The 16,349-nt window shown below is 43.5% G+C and carries 21 protein-coding genes and 1 pseudogene; 4 read left to right on the forward strand and 18 right to left on the reverse strand.

Features of this window, described 5'->3' with window-relative positions; genetic code table 11:
• Positions 1 to 112: 112 nt before the first annotated feature.
• The gene (locus LJ740_RS01700) at positions 113 to 2,251 is read left to right on the forward strand and encodes a lipoxygenase family protein (RefSeq protein ID WP_229527317.1); all 2,139 of its coding nucleotides are present in this window, start codon (positions 113 to 115) and stop codon (positions 2,249 to 2,251) included.
• 37 nt (positions 2,252 to 2,288) lie between these two features.
• Here LJ740_RS01700 and LJ740_RS01705 read toward each other — a convergent pair whose 3' ends face one another.
• From LJ740_RS01705 to LJ740_RS01720, 4 genes are read right to left on the reverse strand one after another with little or no spacing between them, the layout of a single operon-like run.
• Positions 2,289 to 3,161: a substrate-binding periplasmic protein gene (locus LJ740_RS01705; RefSeq protein WP_229527318.1), complete on the reverse strand. Its 873-nt coding sequence runs from the start codon at positions 3,159 to 3,161 to the stop codon at positions 2,289 to 2,291.
• A gap of 10 nt (positions 3,162 to 3,171) precedes the next feature.
• A complete protein-coding gene (locus LJ740_RS01710) occupies positions 3,172 to 3,624 on the reverse strand; it encodes an SRPBCC family protein (protein WP_229527319.1) in 453 nt (150 codons plus the stop codon).
• Between the two features lie 21 nt (positions 3,625 to 3,645).
• Positions 3,646 to 4,038: a hypothetical protein gene (locus LJ740_RS01715; protein ID WP_229527320.1), complete on the reverse strand. Its 393-nt coding sequence runs from the start codon at positions 4,036 to 4,038 to the stop codon at positions 3,646 to 3,648.
• Positions 4,031 to 4,879, reverse strand: a complete 849-nt coding sequence (locus LJ740_RS01720) for a mechanosensitive ion channel family protein (protein ID WP_229527321.1) — start codon at positions 4,877 to 4,879, stop codon at positions 4,031 to 4,033. The genes LJ740_RS01715 and LJ740_RS01720 overlap by 8 nt, the downstream gene beginning before the upstream one ends.
• A gap of 260 nt (positions 4,880 to 5,139) precedes the next feature.
• Between LJ740_RS01720 and LJ740_RS01725 the strand changes: the two genes are divergently transcribed.
• Positions 5,140 to 5,829 (forward strand): PAS domain-containing protein, encoded by a 690-nt coding sequence (locus LJ740_RS01725; protein ID WP_229527322.1) that lies wholly within the window; start codon positions 5,140 to 5,142, stop codon positions 5,827 to 5,829.
• Positions 5,830 to 6,024: 195 nt separating this feature from the next.
• Here the strand turns inward: LJ740_RS01725 and LJ740_RS01730 are convergent, their stop codons facing one another.
• The 5 genes and pseudogenes from LJ740_RS01730 to LJ740_RS01745 form a co-directional block, all read right to left on the reverse strand.
• Positions 6,025 to 6,915 (reverse strand): hypothetical protein, encoded by an 891-nt coding sequence (locus LJ740_RS01730; RefSeq protein ID WP_229527323.1) that lies wholly within the window; start codon positions 6,913 to 6,915, stop codon positions 6,025 to 6,027.
• A 461-nt stretch (positions 6,916 to 7,376) separates the two neighbouring features.
• Entirely contained in the window at positions 7,377 to 7,673 is a 297-nt protein-coding gene (locus tag LJ740_RS01735) for a type II toxin-antitoxin system RelE/ParE family toxin (RefSeq protein ID WP_229527324.1), read from the reverse strand.
• Positions 7,666 to 7,917, reverse strand: coding sequence for a type II toxin-antitoxin system ParD family antitoxin (locus LJ740_RS01740; RefSeq protein WP_229527325.1), 252 nt, complete (start codon positions 7,915 to 7,917; stop codon positions 7,666 to 7,668). Before LJ740_RS01740 ends, LJ740_RS01735 begins: the two co-directional genes overlap by 8 nt.
• 628 nt (positions 7,918 to 8,545) lie before the next feature.
• Positions 8,546 to 9,280, reverse strand: a pseudogene (locus tag LJ740_RS23410) (abortive infection system antitoxin AbiGi family protein).
• A 530-nt stretch (positions 9,281 to 9,810) separates the two neighbouring features.
• A complete protein-coding gene (locus LJ740_RS01745) occupies positions 9,811 to 10,500 on the reverse strand; it encodes a phospholipase D family protein (RefSeq protein ID WP_229527326.1) in 690 nt (229 codons plus the stop codon).
• A 616-nt stretch (positions 10,501 to 11,116) separates the two neighbouring features.
• On the opposite strand from LJ740_RS01745, the gene LJ740_RS01750 reads away from it, so the two are divergent.
• On the forward strand, positions 11,117 to 11,305 hold the full coding sequence (locus LJ740_RS01750) for a hypothetical protein (RefSeq protein ID WP_229527327.1): 189 nt from the start codon (positions 11,117 to 11,119) through the stop codon (positions 11,303 to 11,305).
• Complete coding sequence (locus tag LJ740_RS01755) at positions 11,295 to 11,486, forward strand: hypothetical protein (RefSeq protein WP_229527328.1); 192 nt, start codon at positions 11,295 to 11,297, stop codon at positions 11,484 to 11,486. The genes LJ740_RS01750 and LJ740_RS01755 overlap by 11 nt, the downstream gene beginning before the upstream one ends.
• Here LJ740_RS01755 and LJ740_RS01760 read toward each other — a convergent pair whose 3' ends face one another.
• The 9 genes from LJ740_RS01760 to LJ740_RS01800 form a co-directional block, all read right to left on the reverse strand.
• Positions 11,487 to 12,656, reverse strand: a complete 1,170-nt coding sequence (locus tag LJ740_RS01760) for a zonular occludens toxin domain-containing protein (RefSeq protein ID WP_229527329.1) — start codon at positions 12,654 to 12,656, stop codon at positions 11,487 to 11,489. It abuts the gene before it with no gap.
• On the reverse strand, positions 12,653 to 12,967 hold the full coding sequence (locus LJ740_RS01765; RefSeq protein WP_229527330.1) for a hypothetical protein: 315 nt from the start codon (positions 12,965 to 12,967) through the stop codon (positions 12,653 to 12,655). Before LJ740_RS01765 ends, LJ740_RS01760 begins: the two co-directional genes overlap by 4 nt.
• 4 nt (positions 12,968 to 12,971) lie before the next feature.
• Positions 12,972 to 14,396, reverse strand: coding sequence for a hypothetical protein (locus LJ740_RS01770; RefSeq protein ID WP_229527331.1), 1,425 nt, complete (start codon positions 14,394 to 14,396; stop codon positions 12,972 to 12,974).
• A 79-nt stretch (positions 14,397 to 14,475) separates the two neighbouring features.
• On the reverse strand, positions 14,476 to 14,688 hold the full coding sequence (locus LJ740_RS01775) for a major capsid protein (protein WP_229527332.1): 213 nt from the start codon (positions 14,686 to 14,688) through the stop codon (positions 14,476 to 14,478).
• 23 nt (positions 14,689 to 14,711) lie between these two features.
• Positions 14,712 to 15,143, reverse strand: coding sequence for a hypothetical protein (locus tag LJ740_RS01780; RefSeq protein WP_229527333.1), 432 nt, complete (start codon positions 15,141 to 15,143; stop codon positions 14,712 to 14,714).
• Positions 15,140 to 15,577: a hypothetical protein gene (locus LJ740_RS01785; RefSeq protein ID WP_229527334.1), complete on the reverse strand. Its 438-nt coding sequence runs from the start codon at positions 15,575 to 15,577 to the stop codon at positions 15,140 to 15,142. The genes LJ740_RS01780 and LJ740_RS01785 overlap by 4 nt, the downstream gene beginning before the upstream one ends.
• A complete protein-coding gene (locus tag LJ740_RS01790) occupies positions 15,570 to 15,830 on the reverse strand; it encodes a hypothetical protein (RefSeq protein WP_229527335.1) in 261 nt (86 codons plus the stop codon). Before LJ740_RS01790 ends, LJ740_RS01785 begins: the two co-directional genes overlap by 8 nt.
• The gene (locus LJ740_RS01795) at positions 15,830 to 16,075 is read right to left on the reverse strand and encodes a hypothetical protein (RefSeq protein ID WP_229527336.1); all 246 of its coding nucleotides are present in this window, start codon (positions 16,073 to 16,075) and stop codon (positions 15,830 to 15,832) included. Before LJ740_RS01795 ends, LJ740_RS01790 begins: the two co-directional genes overlap by 1 nt.
• 2 nt (positions 16,076 to 16,077) lie before the next feature.
• Complete coding sequence (locus LJ740_RS01800) at positions 16,078 to 16,347, reverse strand: hypothetical protein (RefSeq protein WP_229527337.1); 270 nt, start codon at positions 16,345 to 16,347, stop codon at positions 16,078 to 16,080.
• Between the last annotated feature and the right edge of the window lie 2 nt (positions 16,348 to 16,349).

The raw sequence follows: 16,349 nt of genomic DNA on the forward strand, positions 1-16,349 counted from the left end.
GCGCTGTTTACTGGTAAATTCCTTTCCTTTTGCTACATTTTCAGGAGTTAACATCACATGCCTGCGTGTTGATGTCTGCATTCCAACCTGATTATTAAGGATAAAGGTTATTATGAGTTTAGTTATTCCCTCACTTCCGCAAAAAGATTCGGCGACCCAGCAAGCGGCAAGAGCTTTTCAGCTCTCGGTAGCAGGCACATCGTTTAATTACATGAATACGTATATGTTAGGTGTAGCATTATCTGCTGACCTGCCAGAAGGTGAAGAATTTAATACTCCTTACAAACTAAAATTGATCCCAATTGTTGCGACGATGATGGCCAACCTCATCGCCAATCTTGAGGATATGCTGGAAGAAGAGAAAGCGCTCACCAAAAAACACTCAATTTTGGATCGCATCCGGGATGCAGCAAAAGAATTGATCGATTTTCAGGACACCAGCATCAGCGATAAAGTGGACGCAATCGGTGACATATTTGATGCCCTTGACGATATTCCGGAAGCGCTGGGCGTAGAGCTGCGCAGTTTGCCTTCCAAATTGCAAAGTAGCTTAAAAGCCATCAAAAAATTGGCAAAAGAAGTGGAAAAAAACGGACCCACTGCAATTTTAAAAAGCTCGATGTGGGATTTACTGTCAGCCACCGATCGGCGTGAAATCCTGGAAGCGGAAACCTGGCAGCGATATAAGCAATTGTTTCAAAAGATCCCCACCCCGTTAATGCTGCAGATTGATGATGATAGAAAGCCCTGGATGGCTGACGCGCAGTTCCAGTGTATGGAAGACTGGTTTTTGGGTTATCTCCAGGTCGGGGGCTTTAATACGACAATGCTGCGAGGTGTGCGCTTAAACGCACCAGAAAATACCGACATTGTTGATCTGGACAAGTTACTGACGAAGTTTCCGGTAACAGACAGCATATTAAAAACAGAAGTTGGTGACGACACCGTTAGCTTAAAAGCCGCTGCAGAACAAAATCGTCTCTACGTAGTGGATTACGCCTGTCTTGAAGGCGCCAGCTGTGTACCGGTGCACGGCGAAGAGCGCTTTTTAGGGGCACCTATGTGCCTGTTTTATCTGAACCCGAATCCGCCCGCCGGATATCCACAATCAGAAGGCGGAGCTTTACAGCCCATTGCGATTCAGTTGCTCCAAAGCCCTGATCCGGTAAAAGCCCCGCTGTTTACACCCAAAGATGCCGGCAATGCTAATGATGAAAATGGTTATAAATGGATGATTGCCAAATATTTTGTCAATGTCAGTAATGCCATTCAGCATGAATCGGTGGCGCACCTTGGCGATTGTCACCTGGAAATTGACCCCATGGTGGTGGCGGCAAACCGCAACTTCGCGAAGGTGCATCCGTTAATGGTGTTGTTAAAACCGCATTTTCGGTTCACCATTAATATTAACCAGAGTGCGCTGCACAGTTTGATTATTCCCGGTGGTGTGGTGGCGACGAATGTTGGCCCAAGAATTCAGGATACCTGGGATATGGTGGCTGAGGCCCACAAAAACTGGAAGTTTGATGATAATAATCCTGAGGTGCTGTTTGCACGACGTGGTGTCGATACCCTGCCCAGCTTCCCGTTTCGCGATGATACCATGCTGTTGTGGCAGGCAACCTTTAACTGGGTATCTGATTACATTGATATTTACTATCGCGAAGATGACGACGTGCGCCAGGACTTTGAATTGCAAAACTGGATCAATGAGATGGTTTCCGGAGACTATGCCGGATTTAAAGGCTTTGAACACCTGGAACAAAACCCGGAATCCAGTGGACACCCCTGGGTATTAGGTTCGGTAGATTATTTAAAACGCATTATTGCTCAGATCATTTACATTGCGGGGCCTCTGCATGCGTCTGTTAACTTTGCGCAATATCCACTCATGTCTTTTATGCCCAGTGTGGCAGGCACTATCTATGAACCGGCTCCGGGAAAAGATACCGTAATTAACAACGAAGAAGATTGTTGTAAGTACTATCCTCCATTGGATGTATCCTCGTATACCTACCTGTTCGAATACCTGTTATCCAGCCTGCAGTACGATACCTTTGGTTATTATGATGAGGGGGATGAGAAAGACCAGGGCCCCTACTTTGACGATACCCGGGTATTAGCACCGCTGACGAAGTTTCAGCAGGCGTTACAAGAGATTGAAACTACCATCACAGAGCGTAATAAGACCCGGCCAATGGAATATCCTTTCCAGGTTCCGTCTAAAATTCCGAACAGTATCAGTATCTGATACGAATTAAAAAACCGGAGAGCGCAATGCTTTCCGGTTAGTTCGTACCTGGTGTAATGTTGGTGGAGCCATTCAGGCAACGCTTCAGCGGACTGTCCGCCCAAACAGACGCATCAGGTGGAGTCACGTAGCGGGCGACGATTTCGGCGTAGGTGTTGTCTTGCAACATCCTGTCCATTGCGCTTTGCAAGGCATTTACAATAGTTAAATCGGTGCTTTTATGCAGTGCCAGGTGATTGCCGCCCAGCGCATCATCATTGAGTTCCAATACCGGCACAACATCAGCCGGCGTTAAGCCAACCCGTTTAAGTTGATATGCCAATGTTAGCGAAGAACCTATCATAAGGTCGAGTTTGTTGTGGGCAAACATCTCGCTGTCTTCATGCTTGTTGGAAAAGGTCAGGTATTCCTCGCCTTCTGTCATGCCCAAATCATTGAGAACATCCTGGTAAATATCTCCTCGAGCAATACCCACAGTGTAATTCAGTAAGTCTTGTTCGCCATTAACGATAATATCAGTACGTGACTTTAATCGGTAAAAACACGCATTGCTAAATACCAATGGGCCTGCCCAGCGAAACAGCGCTTCCCGTTTTGGGTAACGCGCAGTGGTAAAAACTCCGGTGTTTTCCTGCGACAATGCCGCGGTATAAGCCCGGTTCCAGTGTACCAGATTAAAATCACATTCAATCTCTGCTAACTCACAGGCGGTAGCCACAATTTCATAGTTGATTCCCGTTAGTTGTTCTTCTTGCAAAAAGTTATACGGAGGGAATGACTCAGTAAACAGTTGTAACGGCGTATTATGGGCATTAGCCGCCTGGCTCGCGAACAAAACGCCGGTCATTGCGGTGACGATATAACGCGCCATTTGCATCATTACTGTAACTCTATCATTGGCAACTGGCACACGGGTTTGCCTAACGATTAAAAAAGCGATAGCGGCTGGCTACGCCTTGCAACAGGTTTGAAAAGGATTTAGCCATCCTGGGACCAAAATAATTGTCCAGCATCGAACCCAATAACGGGAACTGCATCCCGAACTCTGACGTCCAGTTGACCCGGGTTTTATCGCCCTCTTCGGTAAACTCCATGCGCCCACCCGGATGATGAATGCGCAACGGCTTTGCGTGCGTGATGCGATATTCTATGACTTTATTTGGCTCAAAGCGGATGATTTCTTCCTGCAGTGTTGCGCCACTTAATTTCACTTCTCTGACAGCACCAACGCCATTGGGATCATCCTTACCTGACTTTAATAGCTGTGCAGCTTTGATGCCCGGATAAAGATTATAATTACTGTGATCAGTTAACATCTTAAATGCCGCATCAATTGGCATATCTAACAATTCTTCAACTTCTATTTTGTACAAAACAACTTCCTAAACAATGGGTTAGTCGTCAAATACAGTGCTACAACCACCGTACTCATTAAATGCTTTATCCCAACGACGAACGTCGTTAGCTCTGCGCCACCTCTGATGAAAAAACTCCATTAAACAGGGACCGCTTTCCGTCTGGATAAGCAGTGTATCATTTTCCTGTACCTTGTCGTATTCTGGATAAACTTCCTTTGCTCCCCAGAAATGACCACCGTTGTGTTGTGCATACTGCAACCAAAACGACTCAAGTGGCATCCACTGTTGCTGTTGGTTGTGCCAGGCCAGATGGTTGTCATTAAACCTCCTGACATCGCCATGGCGCGGGGTACCCTGGGCTAACAATTGCCAGGATAAACAACCTGACAACAGGATTGCAAGGCAGCGACTAGCCCGGTAATTAAGCATTGTTCCCCTCAGCCGATAACAGCGTAACTTCCCGTTGCGGAAATGGAATGGCAATATTATGGGTTTTCAAGGTATCCCAAATCATTTTATTGACCTGATATCGACAGGCAAACAATTTGTCAGTTTCCACCCAATAACGCAATTCAATGTTTACCGAGCTATCGGCAAACTCTGCAATCCCGATGAGCGGCGGCGGCTCCTGTGCGACAACATCCATACCCTGTAAGGCATCGCGTAGAAGCGCAATAACCTGATCCAAATCACTGTTATAGGCCACACCTACCTGCATTTCCGTTAATGTATACTTGCGAGAGTTGTGCAGTATTTCACCCACAATATGCCGGTTTGGGATCAGGATTTCGACCCCATCTTCATCTTCCAGTTTGGTAAAGGCCAGGGTAATTTCTCTGACAACCCCCGCAGCACCTTCAACCCGGATGGTATCTCCCACCACAAAAGGCCGGGCAAGAATAATGTTAAACCCTGCCCCATAATTAGACAGCAAACCTTGTACCGCCAGTCCAGCACCTAAACCCAATGCACCAATTGCGGCCACGAAAGGCGTTATACTGATGCCAATCATGTTTAAACAGATGATGGCTATCATTACCAGAATAGTGATCTTAACCACATTCCCGATAAACTGAGACAAGGTAATATCCAGGTTTTTACGTTTGCATAGCCCCACCACGGCAGACGAAATACGTCGGGCTATAATTAACCCCAGGATAAAGACAAAGAGCGCTCCCAGTAGCTGGAAGCTATACTCCACAAGAAAGTTAACAATAAGGCTGTAGATCTGTTGTACTTGTTCTAATTGTTGATTAGCAGATTCATTCATGGGTTATTCTCAAGTTTTGAGAGGTTCAAATATTAATACAAACAGGTGTTTATGCCCCAAACAAGCTAACCTGTATATTCTTAACTGACATACTACTACAACATCTGGCTTTGCTACACATAGGCAATTAGTCTTAGATTAAAAATTGCTCATTGTCATTGCTTCTGCTAAAAATAGGCATGCACAACACAAGTGCTGACACAAGAAGCCGATGTTTTACCTTGTTACAGCACAATTTCAAACTCATCTAAACAGCTACCATGAACAACGGACGACAGCATTCAGATATCGATGGCAAGATGGAACTAAAGGTTGCAGCTGAACTTGCGCGGGTTAAGCAGCAGGTATCAGATCTGCAACGGCAATTAAAAGAAGCTGAATCGCTGGCAAATCTGGGCCTTTGGCAGTGGCACATTGCTGAGGATATTGTGGTGTGGTCGGAAAATGCCTACAAAATATTTGAGGTTGAACCGGGTTCTCCTGTTACCTACCAAAAAGTGTTGGAAAGAATCCACCCCGACGACAGAGAAAAGCACAACCAACGCACCCAGGAATGGCTCAAAAATGCCGGGGGAGCACCTTATGAATATCGACTGCGAATTGATGAACGAATAAAGTACCTGAAAGTGTATGGTAAAGTAGAACAGGATCACGATGGCAAGCCAGTGCGATTTTTTGGGGCCATCCAGGATATTACCGAACAGGTGACGCTACAAAACAAGTTGGAAGCGTCACTGACTCATGTGATCAATGACTTTATCCCCATTTGTGCCTGGTGTCAGGCCATAAAAGATGAGCAACAAGGCTGGTTATCCATCGAAGAATATTTACACAGCAAAAATGCCGGTGCGTCTCTGAGCCATGGTATTTGCCCGTCCTGCATGCAAAAGGCAGAAGCCGATTTCGAAGCGAATATGGAAAAACTGCACAACATTAAACAAATGAAATAACGCTAATCTATTGTTTTCAACATATTTTACATTGTGCCGCGGATGGACTTGCAGGGACAAAATTAAGACACTGTCAACCAGTGGCTTCTCAACTTACGCTTTCAGGTCAATTATGGCAATTTCTGGTGCTGCGCAATTTTCCGATCGCAAAGAATTCATTTTATTTATCGCGCACTATTATAAACGTGCCACTGCTCAAAATTTTATAACGTCATCAAGACAGCTCAGGGCGTCTTCGTCAACACTTTTGAGATGCGCGGATATGCTAACGACAACACTATAATTCGAAAAAGCGGAAAATGAAGCGTTTCCGGCAACCACAATTTTTTTATCGTTGGCGAATGAAAATGCAGGAACGCCAACAACATCGATTGTTTTATACACAGACTCTGTTTCTATTGGATTGAAGTAGGTTGAGTCAGGAATAATGTAAGATTCAACGCCAATCGCAGCGAGAGCGGCCTGAACTGAACTTTTTTCATATTCAGAACCTGCAAGATGAACATGTCTGACTTCAAGTGCATTGCTATTTGCGGCACAGAACTCGACATCTTCCCAGACGGAAAAGTCTTTAAAACAAGCTGAACAATCTACCGACCAAAAATGAGTCAGGGTTACTTTATTTTCTGAGGATAAAAGATTTTGATATGCAAAGCTCTCAATAACTTCCCCATTAAAATCACGTTTAATATTGATAAGCGTCGATTCAATTTGAAAAATATTTAAGACATGCAAACCAAAAAATACCAGTAGCGACAAAGAGATCGCTGATTGAATGAAATACCTCTTGTTAGAAATTAGATGAAGAAGCAGCGACACTAACGTTGCAACGATGGGGGCAACTAAAATGACAAGGACATGAAACAGGCGATCAAATATTACAACGCTACCGAAAGTGACAAGCCAGGGGAGAAGCAGTAACGAAATCCACCACAATCGTTTTTTTAATGAGTGATTTGTTTTCAATAAGTAATATGATGAAAACAAGAACCCAAAAAACAAAATTGATAGCTGAATTCTCCAACCCAAGGCTCCTGACAGAATACCTGCCAGAAGCGCAATAATTACCACTAAGACCTTGCTCATCAATTTACTCTATACCTCTGTTTGAGCATATGCCGAGGCAAGGATATGCCCCAAATACCCTGCAAACAAGCCTTTTGTTGCGCAATTACCTGCCCTGCTTGTACAAAGCCCATCGAACCTGGTGGTTAAATTTATTAGGTTCTTAGCCGTCATGCCGATTTAAACCGCCACTTTTCAAATTTAGGTGACACGAATGCGACTGCAAAAAACAAAATGGCAGAAAGGCACTAGTGTGAACTTTCTTCAAATACGCCAAAGCCCAATTCAGGTAATACAACCTGGGTAATCAAACCCACAACAACACCCAGGAAAAGTAACGTTTCCCAATGAATTTCCGCAGTGTTAGATAGACGTCTGCCAGGCAAATAGCCCACGGTTGGTAGAAAATCTTAGCTCGATGATTTTTTATGATACTCCTGAAAGCGTCTTACTTATTTGAGACATTTGATCTGGCATAGGTTTTATTGAACCCTATGCCGAGTTATGTCCATACGTTTATGGAGAACACGAACAATTACTATGGAAGCATCATTGACTTGGTAAATAATAATATGATGATTGTATGGGTGAAGTCTTAAACTCGGTCTAATTTCATCAACTGACCTGCCCAACAAAGGGGATGATGCCAGTTTGGAAAAAGCGTTTTCCAGATCTTGCAAATAAACGTCAGCTTGAGCTGCTCCCCATTCTTGAAATGTATAATCCCAAATACCAAGCAGGTCATTCCGAGCTAGAGGTTTAATTTCAATTTTAAGCATCGACCCCGGCATTTTTTCTTGCCTCAACAATAATGCTGCTCATATCCAAGGGTATAGACGCACCGCTGTTTAGACCATCGTCAATGGCTGTTCGCAGGGCTTCCAGCTTTGCCTGATAAACTTCATCCTGTTGCATTTTTAGGCGAAGAGCTTCACGAATAACTTCACTTGCATTATTGTACATGCCTGTATCAAGTTGCTGCTTAATGTAATCTTCAAATACGGTGCTTAAGTTAACGTTCATGGTAAGTACCTCCAGAATCTAATTTACACCCATATGTCTGATATTGTCAATTTTGGACATTAAGAGAGTTGCATCCAAGGACACTCCTTAGTCGTTGTTCAATGGCGAAACAGTGATCGAAATTCAACAGCGAAATGTTGATCGAAGATCGCAAGGGGCTATGACATGCCCATTACTCGATGGGGATAACCACTATAAAGAACGGCTGAGAAGTGTCTGAGTTTTTAGTGGCGATTCAGCTTGAAGCAATCAATAAAGTAATTACTGTCTACGATGCGTCTACAAAGCGAAAGAAGATAACAAATGGTTTAGAGAGTTAAATATTAGGGGTGATTCTAAATTATTGATTTTATTGATGAATATAATGTTGCCCGGGGCCGGACTTGAACCGGCACGATCTTACGAACGAGGGATTTTAAATACTTTCCAAATCTCTTTTAAATCAGTATGCTATTGATTTTATTAAAGTTGCTCTACCTGCCTATGCCTTTTCTTACTGTCACTTTGCAGGCATTATGTAGGCAATGTTTTCAAAATAAACATCTATTGAGGCATGGAGATTTTCAAGCCTCTGGATGCCTTTACACATAAGCTATCCTTTTGTTTAACAGAACTTGCTTGTCTGCTTCTAAAAGTCCCTAGATACACTTTCCAGCGATATAACCTTTGCCTTTAGCAAGTTTAAATCTTTAACATCACTGAAATCCCCATACATCTTATCTATCATATCAAACAAGACTAGAGAGTCGGTATCATTCTTAACAATCAAATATGCTATATCTTCGAAAAGGAAGCCGAGTCTACAATTGTTAAAAGTATAATTATCAAATTGTACCTTATCTGTTAAATGAGTATTTGCAGGAATACACTTTCTCGATCGTTCCACAGAAGGGAAATATCGCCATTCACTTTCTAGACAAAAATCCTTCGATATTTCATTTCCATTTTTATCTCGCATTTTTCCCATAATAGGTTTTGTCAAAGCCAATAAGTTAAACAAGCTATCTATGTGATTTTGTTTATCACTTTCATTAACAAATTCAGTTATCCGGGCAAAGTTAAGAATACTGTGATGAAAAGAGCTATTTTCGGTTAGATATACTACGGGGTTTACCCCACACTTAACCCCTCACTCTCTAGTCATACCAATTCCAAATGAACCATAAAAATCAGTATGCTCTCTAATTCTCGTTAACGGAATATCACAGAAACTAACCATTGGATATGAGACGTTAGGAATATCTTTGTTATACCACCTAAAATCTTCCAGACAGTAGCGAGGCCAGAAACCATTAGTCATTATACTATTTAGAGTGTTTATCGAATCTGTAAAATGAAAAAGTGTATGTGACTTTGACCCCATAATTCCCTGCAATTATTATCAATGAGAAACATTCAATACTAAATGTTATACATATTGCATTCAAAGCGCATCAACTAAGTAAGTTAACCCCCGTATTACAGCAGTATTCAAACCACCAAGGTTTATCTGGAACGTGGAGCGAGTCACCTGGAAAAAATGGCGGAATTAAATCCGGTAGTTTCAAATGACCTGCTAAAGCAAGTTTAGTTTCGTAATTTTTGTAGGCATTTTGTCGACATTGGCGAGATAACATCTATTGACCAAATGAAATACATTTAGAATGTTTTTCCGGTAAGCATTTGATTTTTATGTGATTTTAAATGGTGCCCGGGGCCGGACTTGAACCGGCACGATCTTACGATCGAGGGATTTTAAATCCTTTCCCGAGGTCAGAAAACTAGATATATTTCATATAAAACAAGGGGTTAAAGAACGTTTTCAACCCCATAACTACCCCTTTTATACCCATCCATGTAAGAAGAATGTAAGAAGATTTATGTGTATGTTCACTACCAGTCGGAAGGTAACAATTAGTCTGCCACCCTTAAATCTGATGGCCAAACAAAATACTCACCAAACCTTTTGCTAATCTTTAATTCTCCGCCTGCTTCTTTACCAAGTTCAGTGAGTATATGACCATCGCCTGAAATAGAGAGATAGCCTAAATCTACAAACCTTTCAATTAGTTCACCTGTCTTTAATTTGTTATTCTTCGCAAGCTTAGATGTGGATAACGGTTGCGATTCTCCCCCAGATGACTGCTCGGAAGGATGGACTCGCTCCAAAGAGATTCTGACTTCGTCACTAATTCGAATTATACGTTGCGATTCTTCAAAAGACTCTTTATATAAGTCTGGGTCATCAAGGCGATTTATCAATACACCCATTTCATTATTATTGACCTGACTAAATTCGTACAAATTCAGACTGGTAATAATACAAGTCTCTTCATTTATATAGCACTTTGCATGAAGATTTTTGCAAAAACTAGTTCTAACAAATGACAATTGTTTTAACCAGTCTATTTCCTCTGGCTGCAACTCACTTTTACCATAAACAATACGTATATCGATTTTCAATCTATTCTTGTCTTCCAGTAACTCTCGAATGCGATCGTTCAGCTTAAGAAATGGACTAATTAAGATAAGCCTCTCAGAAGCAGTTTTAATCAACTCTTCAAGATAGTAATTAGTTGCGCTGGTGTTTAAAAACTTTGCCATAAAGTTCCTTTTTAGTTAGCTGTAGAAATAAGAATAACTAAGTTAAAGAGCAAAAGGCAAATAATATAACCCTTTATCGAAGCAAGACCAGTATAACTGGGATAGTTAACCCCCGTATTACAGCCACGGGGGTTTTTCTTTTTGAGCTTCACACTGCCTGCGCTCCCGTAGGTGCTCGGCTGTGTTCAGCTCTAAAAAGAGTTTATTTCCCTGCCGGGGGCGTCACTGGCCGTGACAGGCAGCCCTTAAAAGCAAGGCCCCTGTGACGCCTCAAAATTCGTCAACTTCCTAAATCGGAACCCCAGAGGGGACCCCCTTGCTTCGCAACCCTGCGGGCGATTTAGTCCGTTTTGACTAATTTTTCTGGCTTACACATCTTCGTTATCACTTCGGTAAGCGGCGGGTTCCCCGTCCGCTACGCGAACTGATACAAAGGGGCCAATACCATGCAGGCATTAACTTTAGATTTAGACTTCACGGGCTGTTTCCCCCTTGCCTGTCCGGTCAAAAAGAAGAGAGCTAAGCGTGATTTTGGGCCTAAACCAGTTCAATTAACTTTAATGTTGTTTCGAAAAATGGTGGCTAGATTATGGAATGTCCGGAATGTAAAAAACCAATGGTGTTCGAAAACGGAGACGACGAAGATGCACCGTATCATCACGATCCTCTCGATAACAATGTATGGGAGCATTACAAAAGCACGCACCCTGATTACTGGTATTGCGAAAAGTGCAATAGCTTTTACGAAGCAGATATTTGGACGAATAAAGTAATCGCCAGCGAGGAGGCACAAAATGAGCAATAAAGACGCAAACTATTCAGAGAAATTAAAGCGCTCAGGCATCGTTAAAATAACCCTGAGAGTGCCGGAAGAATTCAGGGACGAGTTTTTCAGAATGGCTAAGTTTTGCCGTGATTATAGGGACTATTATCCGGACATTTGTCGGAGCAAAACCAAAGGGACGATTAAAGCTATTGGAAACTGACTATATTGAAGTTTCTTGCAGCGGCTCCTGTATTTCTTTTGGTGGGCAAGTGTAGAAAGCTACATGCTCACCATAATTAAGTTGCACAAGACATTCAGAGCGCAATAAAAAGCTAATCCCTAGCGCCTTTAAATCATCAGTAGTAAAGGCCTGCTCAGTGCCGTTCTTAATGGCGGTAAAAACACCATCTATTGAGTTACTGGTTTTGGTGTAGCCACTGAAATAAATGGCGTCATATTGTTGAAGGTATTGTTGCTGAAGCTTTGTTATTAAAACAGTTTCAGCAGTAGGTTTATTACCTGAATTGTCAGATACAGTGCGAGCAACCGAAGCGCGATCACTTTTACCAGATACCTGAGCACCTTTACTACCAGGCTGTTTTTGTTCAGTCTGGCCGCTACTACCCCCCATAGCTTTAGGGGCAGGCTTAGACAATAGATAACCCCACAGACAAACGAGAAAAACCAGCATACCCAGTATTTTAGGATTCTTATAAAACGGGGTTCTTGGCTCGATATTGTTATGGTCCCCTGTGATAGTTGACGCATAAAGTTCGAAAATCTTTTTCGGGACGTACTGCCAGAAACGGACGGTTGTAATTGATGCGGCTGTTTTTCCGTTTGATTCACTGTCATGCTCCACCGTTTTATAAAAGCGCCACAAACCCATATTGACGTGACGAACTGCCACTTTAGCCATGACACGGGCCATTTCATGGACCTTTTTAATGTTGGTTGTTGTAAATACAAAATCCCAGTTGTAATGACGCTGCATATCCCATGCAACGTGGATAGTTTCCGGCCTGCGGTCAGTTTCGGGTAAATGGTCCTGATTTTCTGGATAGTCCAATAGTCTGAGGTCTTTTTCTGTCCATTTGGGCGGGAATATGCGCTGCACTTCGTCAATGACAAAGAAGGCCCCTTTCGGTGCCCAGTGAAAAAAGCGCGCCAGTTTATCCCGCCCCGCCTGTACATCAGTATCAATATGGATGACCTGAAAGTCTGGATGAACCGCATCTTCACCCAATACCCTGACCGTGTTTTCTCGAGAAAAGCCGCGAACATTGGTAATCAGTGTGCGGCCTGTTTTGATGATTTTCAGAATATCGTCTTTGATAGCGCCTGATGTTTTAAATGTTCCGTCAGGGCCATGGTGAATTTTTATGCTCATTTTTTAACAAAGCTTAATGCGAATTTTGCGACCAGTGACTGAAAGACCCAGCTCAGCCCAGTAAAGACATTAAAAAATTCCAATGATGATTTTAATGATGGTGATATATAGCCGATTGCCGCCGCCAACCTTGCAGCCAGTTGCAAATCAGCTATGAATGCGCTGGCCACGGCCCACGCTGTAGAATACAGCCAGATGGTAAATTTGATTCTGGCCCAAATCAGTTTCAGCGCCAGATACTGAATGGCATCGTTTGCCATGTTGTAAACATCGACAGTAAAGAAATCATAAATAGCCTGGAAGAAGTCCATCAGATCACCTCAATAAAATAGCAATGCTGATAACAGCAAAAATAAACAGAAATGCCACAGATACTATCTGCAGCTCATCGTGAAAATTGGTAAAGCAGGTTTGCTTTGTGGCGCCCAAAAACTGGATAATATCGACACAACCATAAAAGCCGGCCTCCGGCACATCGACAGTTAATAAGCTGCTCATTTCCGTTCGGATGCTTTCGACAAGCTGTTCATATTCGGCCTGTACGTCTGCTATTTCCTGATTGGCGTCTTCCTCAGATGTGATTGCGCCTTTTTCGTTTTCTTCCACTTCGCCTATCGTTGAAATCTCATTACGAATTTCGCCCAGCGTGTCGTCCATCTGGCTTAGTGTGGAATTGGTTGTATTGAGCTTAGAGTTCGCACTGGATAACAGGGATTCAACACCGGACAGGTCAATGTTGACGGTAATTTCTTCGGATTGAGGTGTGCCATTATCGGGATATTGCGGGTCGTCGAAACCGTCACCGTCAGAATCCAAATCCTCATTATTGGCAATACCATCCCCGTCAATGTCCGGGTCGGCATAGTCGGGAATGGTATCCCCGTCAGTGTCATTGGTGTAACACACAAAATGGGTCTGGCCGTTGGATGTAACAGTGCCACAACCCTCGTAACAAACGTCACCGGTACACATATTTTGTGGCGTTTCTGTGCATACCAGGAAACCGGAGTCAGGGACACAGTTGCCCTCTTCACCCGCCGGAACCAGTTCAGATTGTTCATACGACTCCCCCTGCTTAGCGTAGCAATTGGATTCATTATCTAACTGATAGTACCCCTGACCGGAATTGGTATAACCACAGCGTGAGCCGTCATCACGCTGTACACAGACATTCGGGGCGAAATTACTGCCAGCAGGTAACAGATAATCGTCATCGTGCGGCGATACGGGGCACGTGTCTTCATCGCCGAGCTGTTGCGGGTCGAAACAGACATTAGTTCCGTTTGAATAGCCGATTGTTGTCGTATAAAACGGGTGTTCATCTGGTGGGCATGAATAACTTGTTTCTGCATACGCAGAAACGGAGGTATCAACCTTAATACCGGTAACTTCACCACCGGCTTGCGTCTGTGATGTACATGTGCATTTTGCAGCCAGAGAACCCTGCACAAACTCCACATCTGTATAGCTCCCGTCACATATACGTTTCGGGTAGCGGTTGTCTATTGTTTTACCTAAACAATACTGAGTGAGCTTGTCGAATGCGTTGGCACCTGTGCCAACCTCCAGCATAAGAGATTCTTGTTTCTGAGTCTTAGACTTACTGATGTGGTAAATGCTGTTTTCATCTGTCATGAAATCGCTGTCTACGATGACTTGCGAATGTGCCGGAAGCACAAACGCAAACCATATAACAGCAACAACAAAAGTAATGGATATGGTTCTGTTAACGAGTCGCATAAAAGCCCAGCCCCACTCCAAGAATGAAAGATAAACCGTCAGCAATCCCGAGTAACATTCCCATATCCATTTTGGTCACCTAGATTTTGCGAACCATGGTGACAATCAGACCGATAACCACTAACGAGGCCACCGTTCCGATAACATACTCACCGGTAGTGAGCGCATCAGTTTCAGCGGCCGTGATAGCGGTCTGAACTGCGGTTGTGTCGATTGCGTAAGATACGCCAGACATCACCGTTGAGCCGATTGCAGCAGTAGCCAGTAAGATTTTTGATTTCAAATTTTTCATGGTATTTCTCCAAATATTTAAGTTTAGGTACGTCTTATTTTGGCAATCATCGCCAAAATCCATCCAATGCCCAGACCGCCAACCCACACATGCAGCATTGAGCCAAAAGCGAGGTCGTAAGCCTGTACATCGAAATTCATTTCATAGCCAGAATCTGGCTGGGTAATGTGTCCTGGCAGGTTCCAGTAATTGGTCCCGGTGTCCAAAACATCTAATTCATATGCGGCACAATCAAGAGGTGACAAAGGGATTGGTGTAAATGTGCCGTTATCCATTTCACCGCACTGGCCCGTTGTGTATGAGCCGCCAGTGTCCTGGTCATTTTCAAATTCAGCCAGCGCGTTATATTCAGAAGCCAAAGAAAGGGCATAATAAGGATCTACACATTCAGCGGCTGGTATACCTGTTAGTGTGTACGGTGTATCTGAGTGACTATCGTAACTGTAACAATTCATGGTCTGTGCTCCAGTCGCTTGATTACACCGATTATCAGGCCGATACCCGCGCCAATGGTCCACATCATGATTGTAGAATCCACACCAAGCTCATAAAGTGCGGCTGCAATTTGCGTGTCAGTTTCAGTTGTCTGTGGCTGTTCAGCCTGATAGTTCAAAAGGTCGTTATAGGTAGCAACCTGCAAAATGATGAATTCGTTTGCCGCAGTGCATTCTGAAAAGCTGTTGTAATCAATGCGGGCAAAGGTAAAAAACGTGCCTGATGAATGTATCTGATTACAGCTGATGTATGACGGGATTGTCAGATGCAGTTCCAGTGGCTGCATTTCTGAATATGTAATTGCGTAATAAGTCGTGCAGTCTGCCACCGTTTGTGTCTCAGAGACTTTGAAGTGCCTGCCTGTTACATAATATTCAGCGCAGTGACTAGGCATGTTCCGGCTCCAGAATAAAGCTGACATTGCCAGCATCATCACGAACAAATTCAACAACCGGCGACACGCACAGATTGTTGAATGCATTCCTGAATGTTTCGAACTCGATTAACAACTGAAAGTGTAAGCCCCCGTTCAGGAGGCTCGTATAATGTCCGGCCTGCTGTATCCGCTCAAACACAATGACCGTGTCACCCGCCTTGAACAGGTAACAATCGCCAGCCATTGTGATTTCTGCGAAACAACCTGCCATCAGTGCACCCCGTAAATCAGTTCATAACTACCGTCGTCCTGATGCTCAAATGTGACCCGGTCAGATTGCGACAGGCGCACCATGGCATGGTCAAATTGTTCAAACGGAATCGCTACACCAAGGCCATTTTTACCGTTAGTGATAAATGTAAAATCACCGTCAGGAGCGTACGCATTAAAGACGAAACGAGTATCAAGTGCCTGAAAGACATTTACCCCACCCTCAATAAAAATGGCCTTGTCCATGGTTAAACCGCCTTATTTAAAACGTGAAGGCCAACATTAACCGCAGCAATGATTACCCAGTGGTCCGGTGCGAATGAATTCATTTCCTCGACCGTTTTGGGTAAATAATCTGGCGCTTTCGGGTCCATATTGCCTTGCGTATAGGCAGCATCCTTTATTATTTCCATGAGTTCTTGCGGAGATATGAGTGCTTCGAGTTCATCCATCTGATCTTTCATCATCAGTTGAAGATGCTTGTCGAACTGTGCGGAATAAGGGTCGTACTTATCCATGG

Origin of the sequence: Planctobacterium marinum (assembly GCF_020687805.1) — a bacterium.
GTDB classification, from domain to species: Bacteria; Pseudomonadota; Gammaproteobacteria; order Enterobacterales; family Alteromonadaceae; genus Planctobacterium; species Planctobacterium marinum.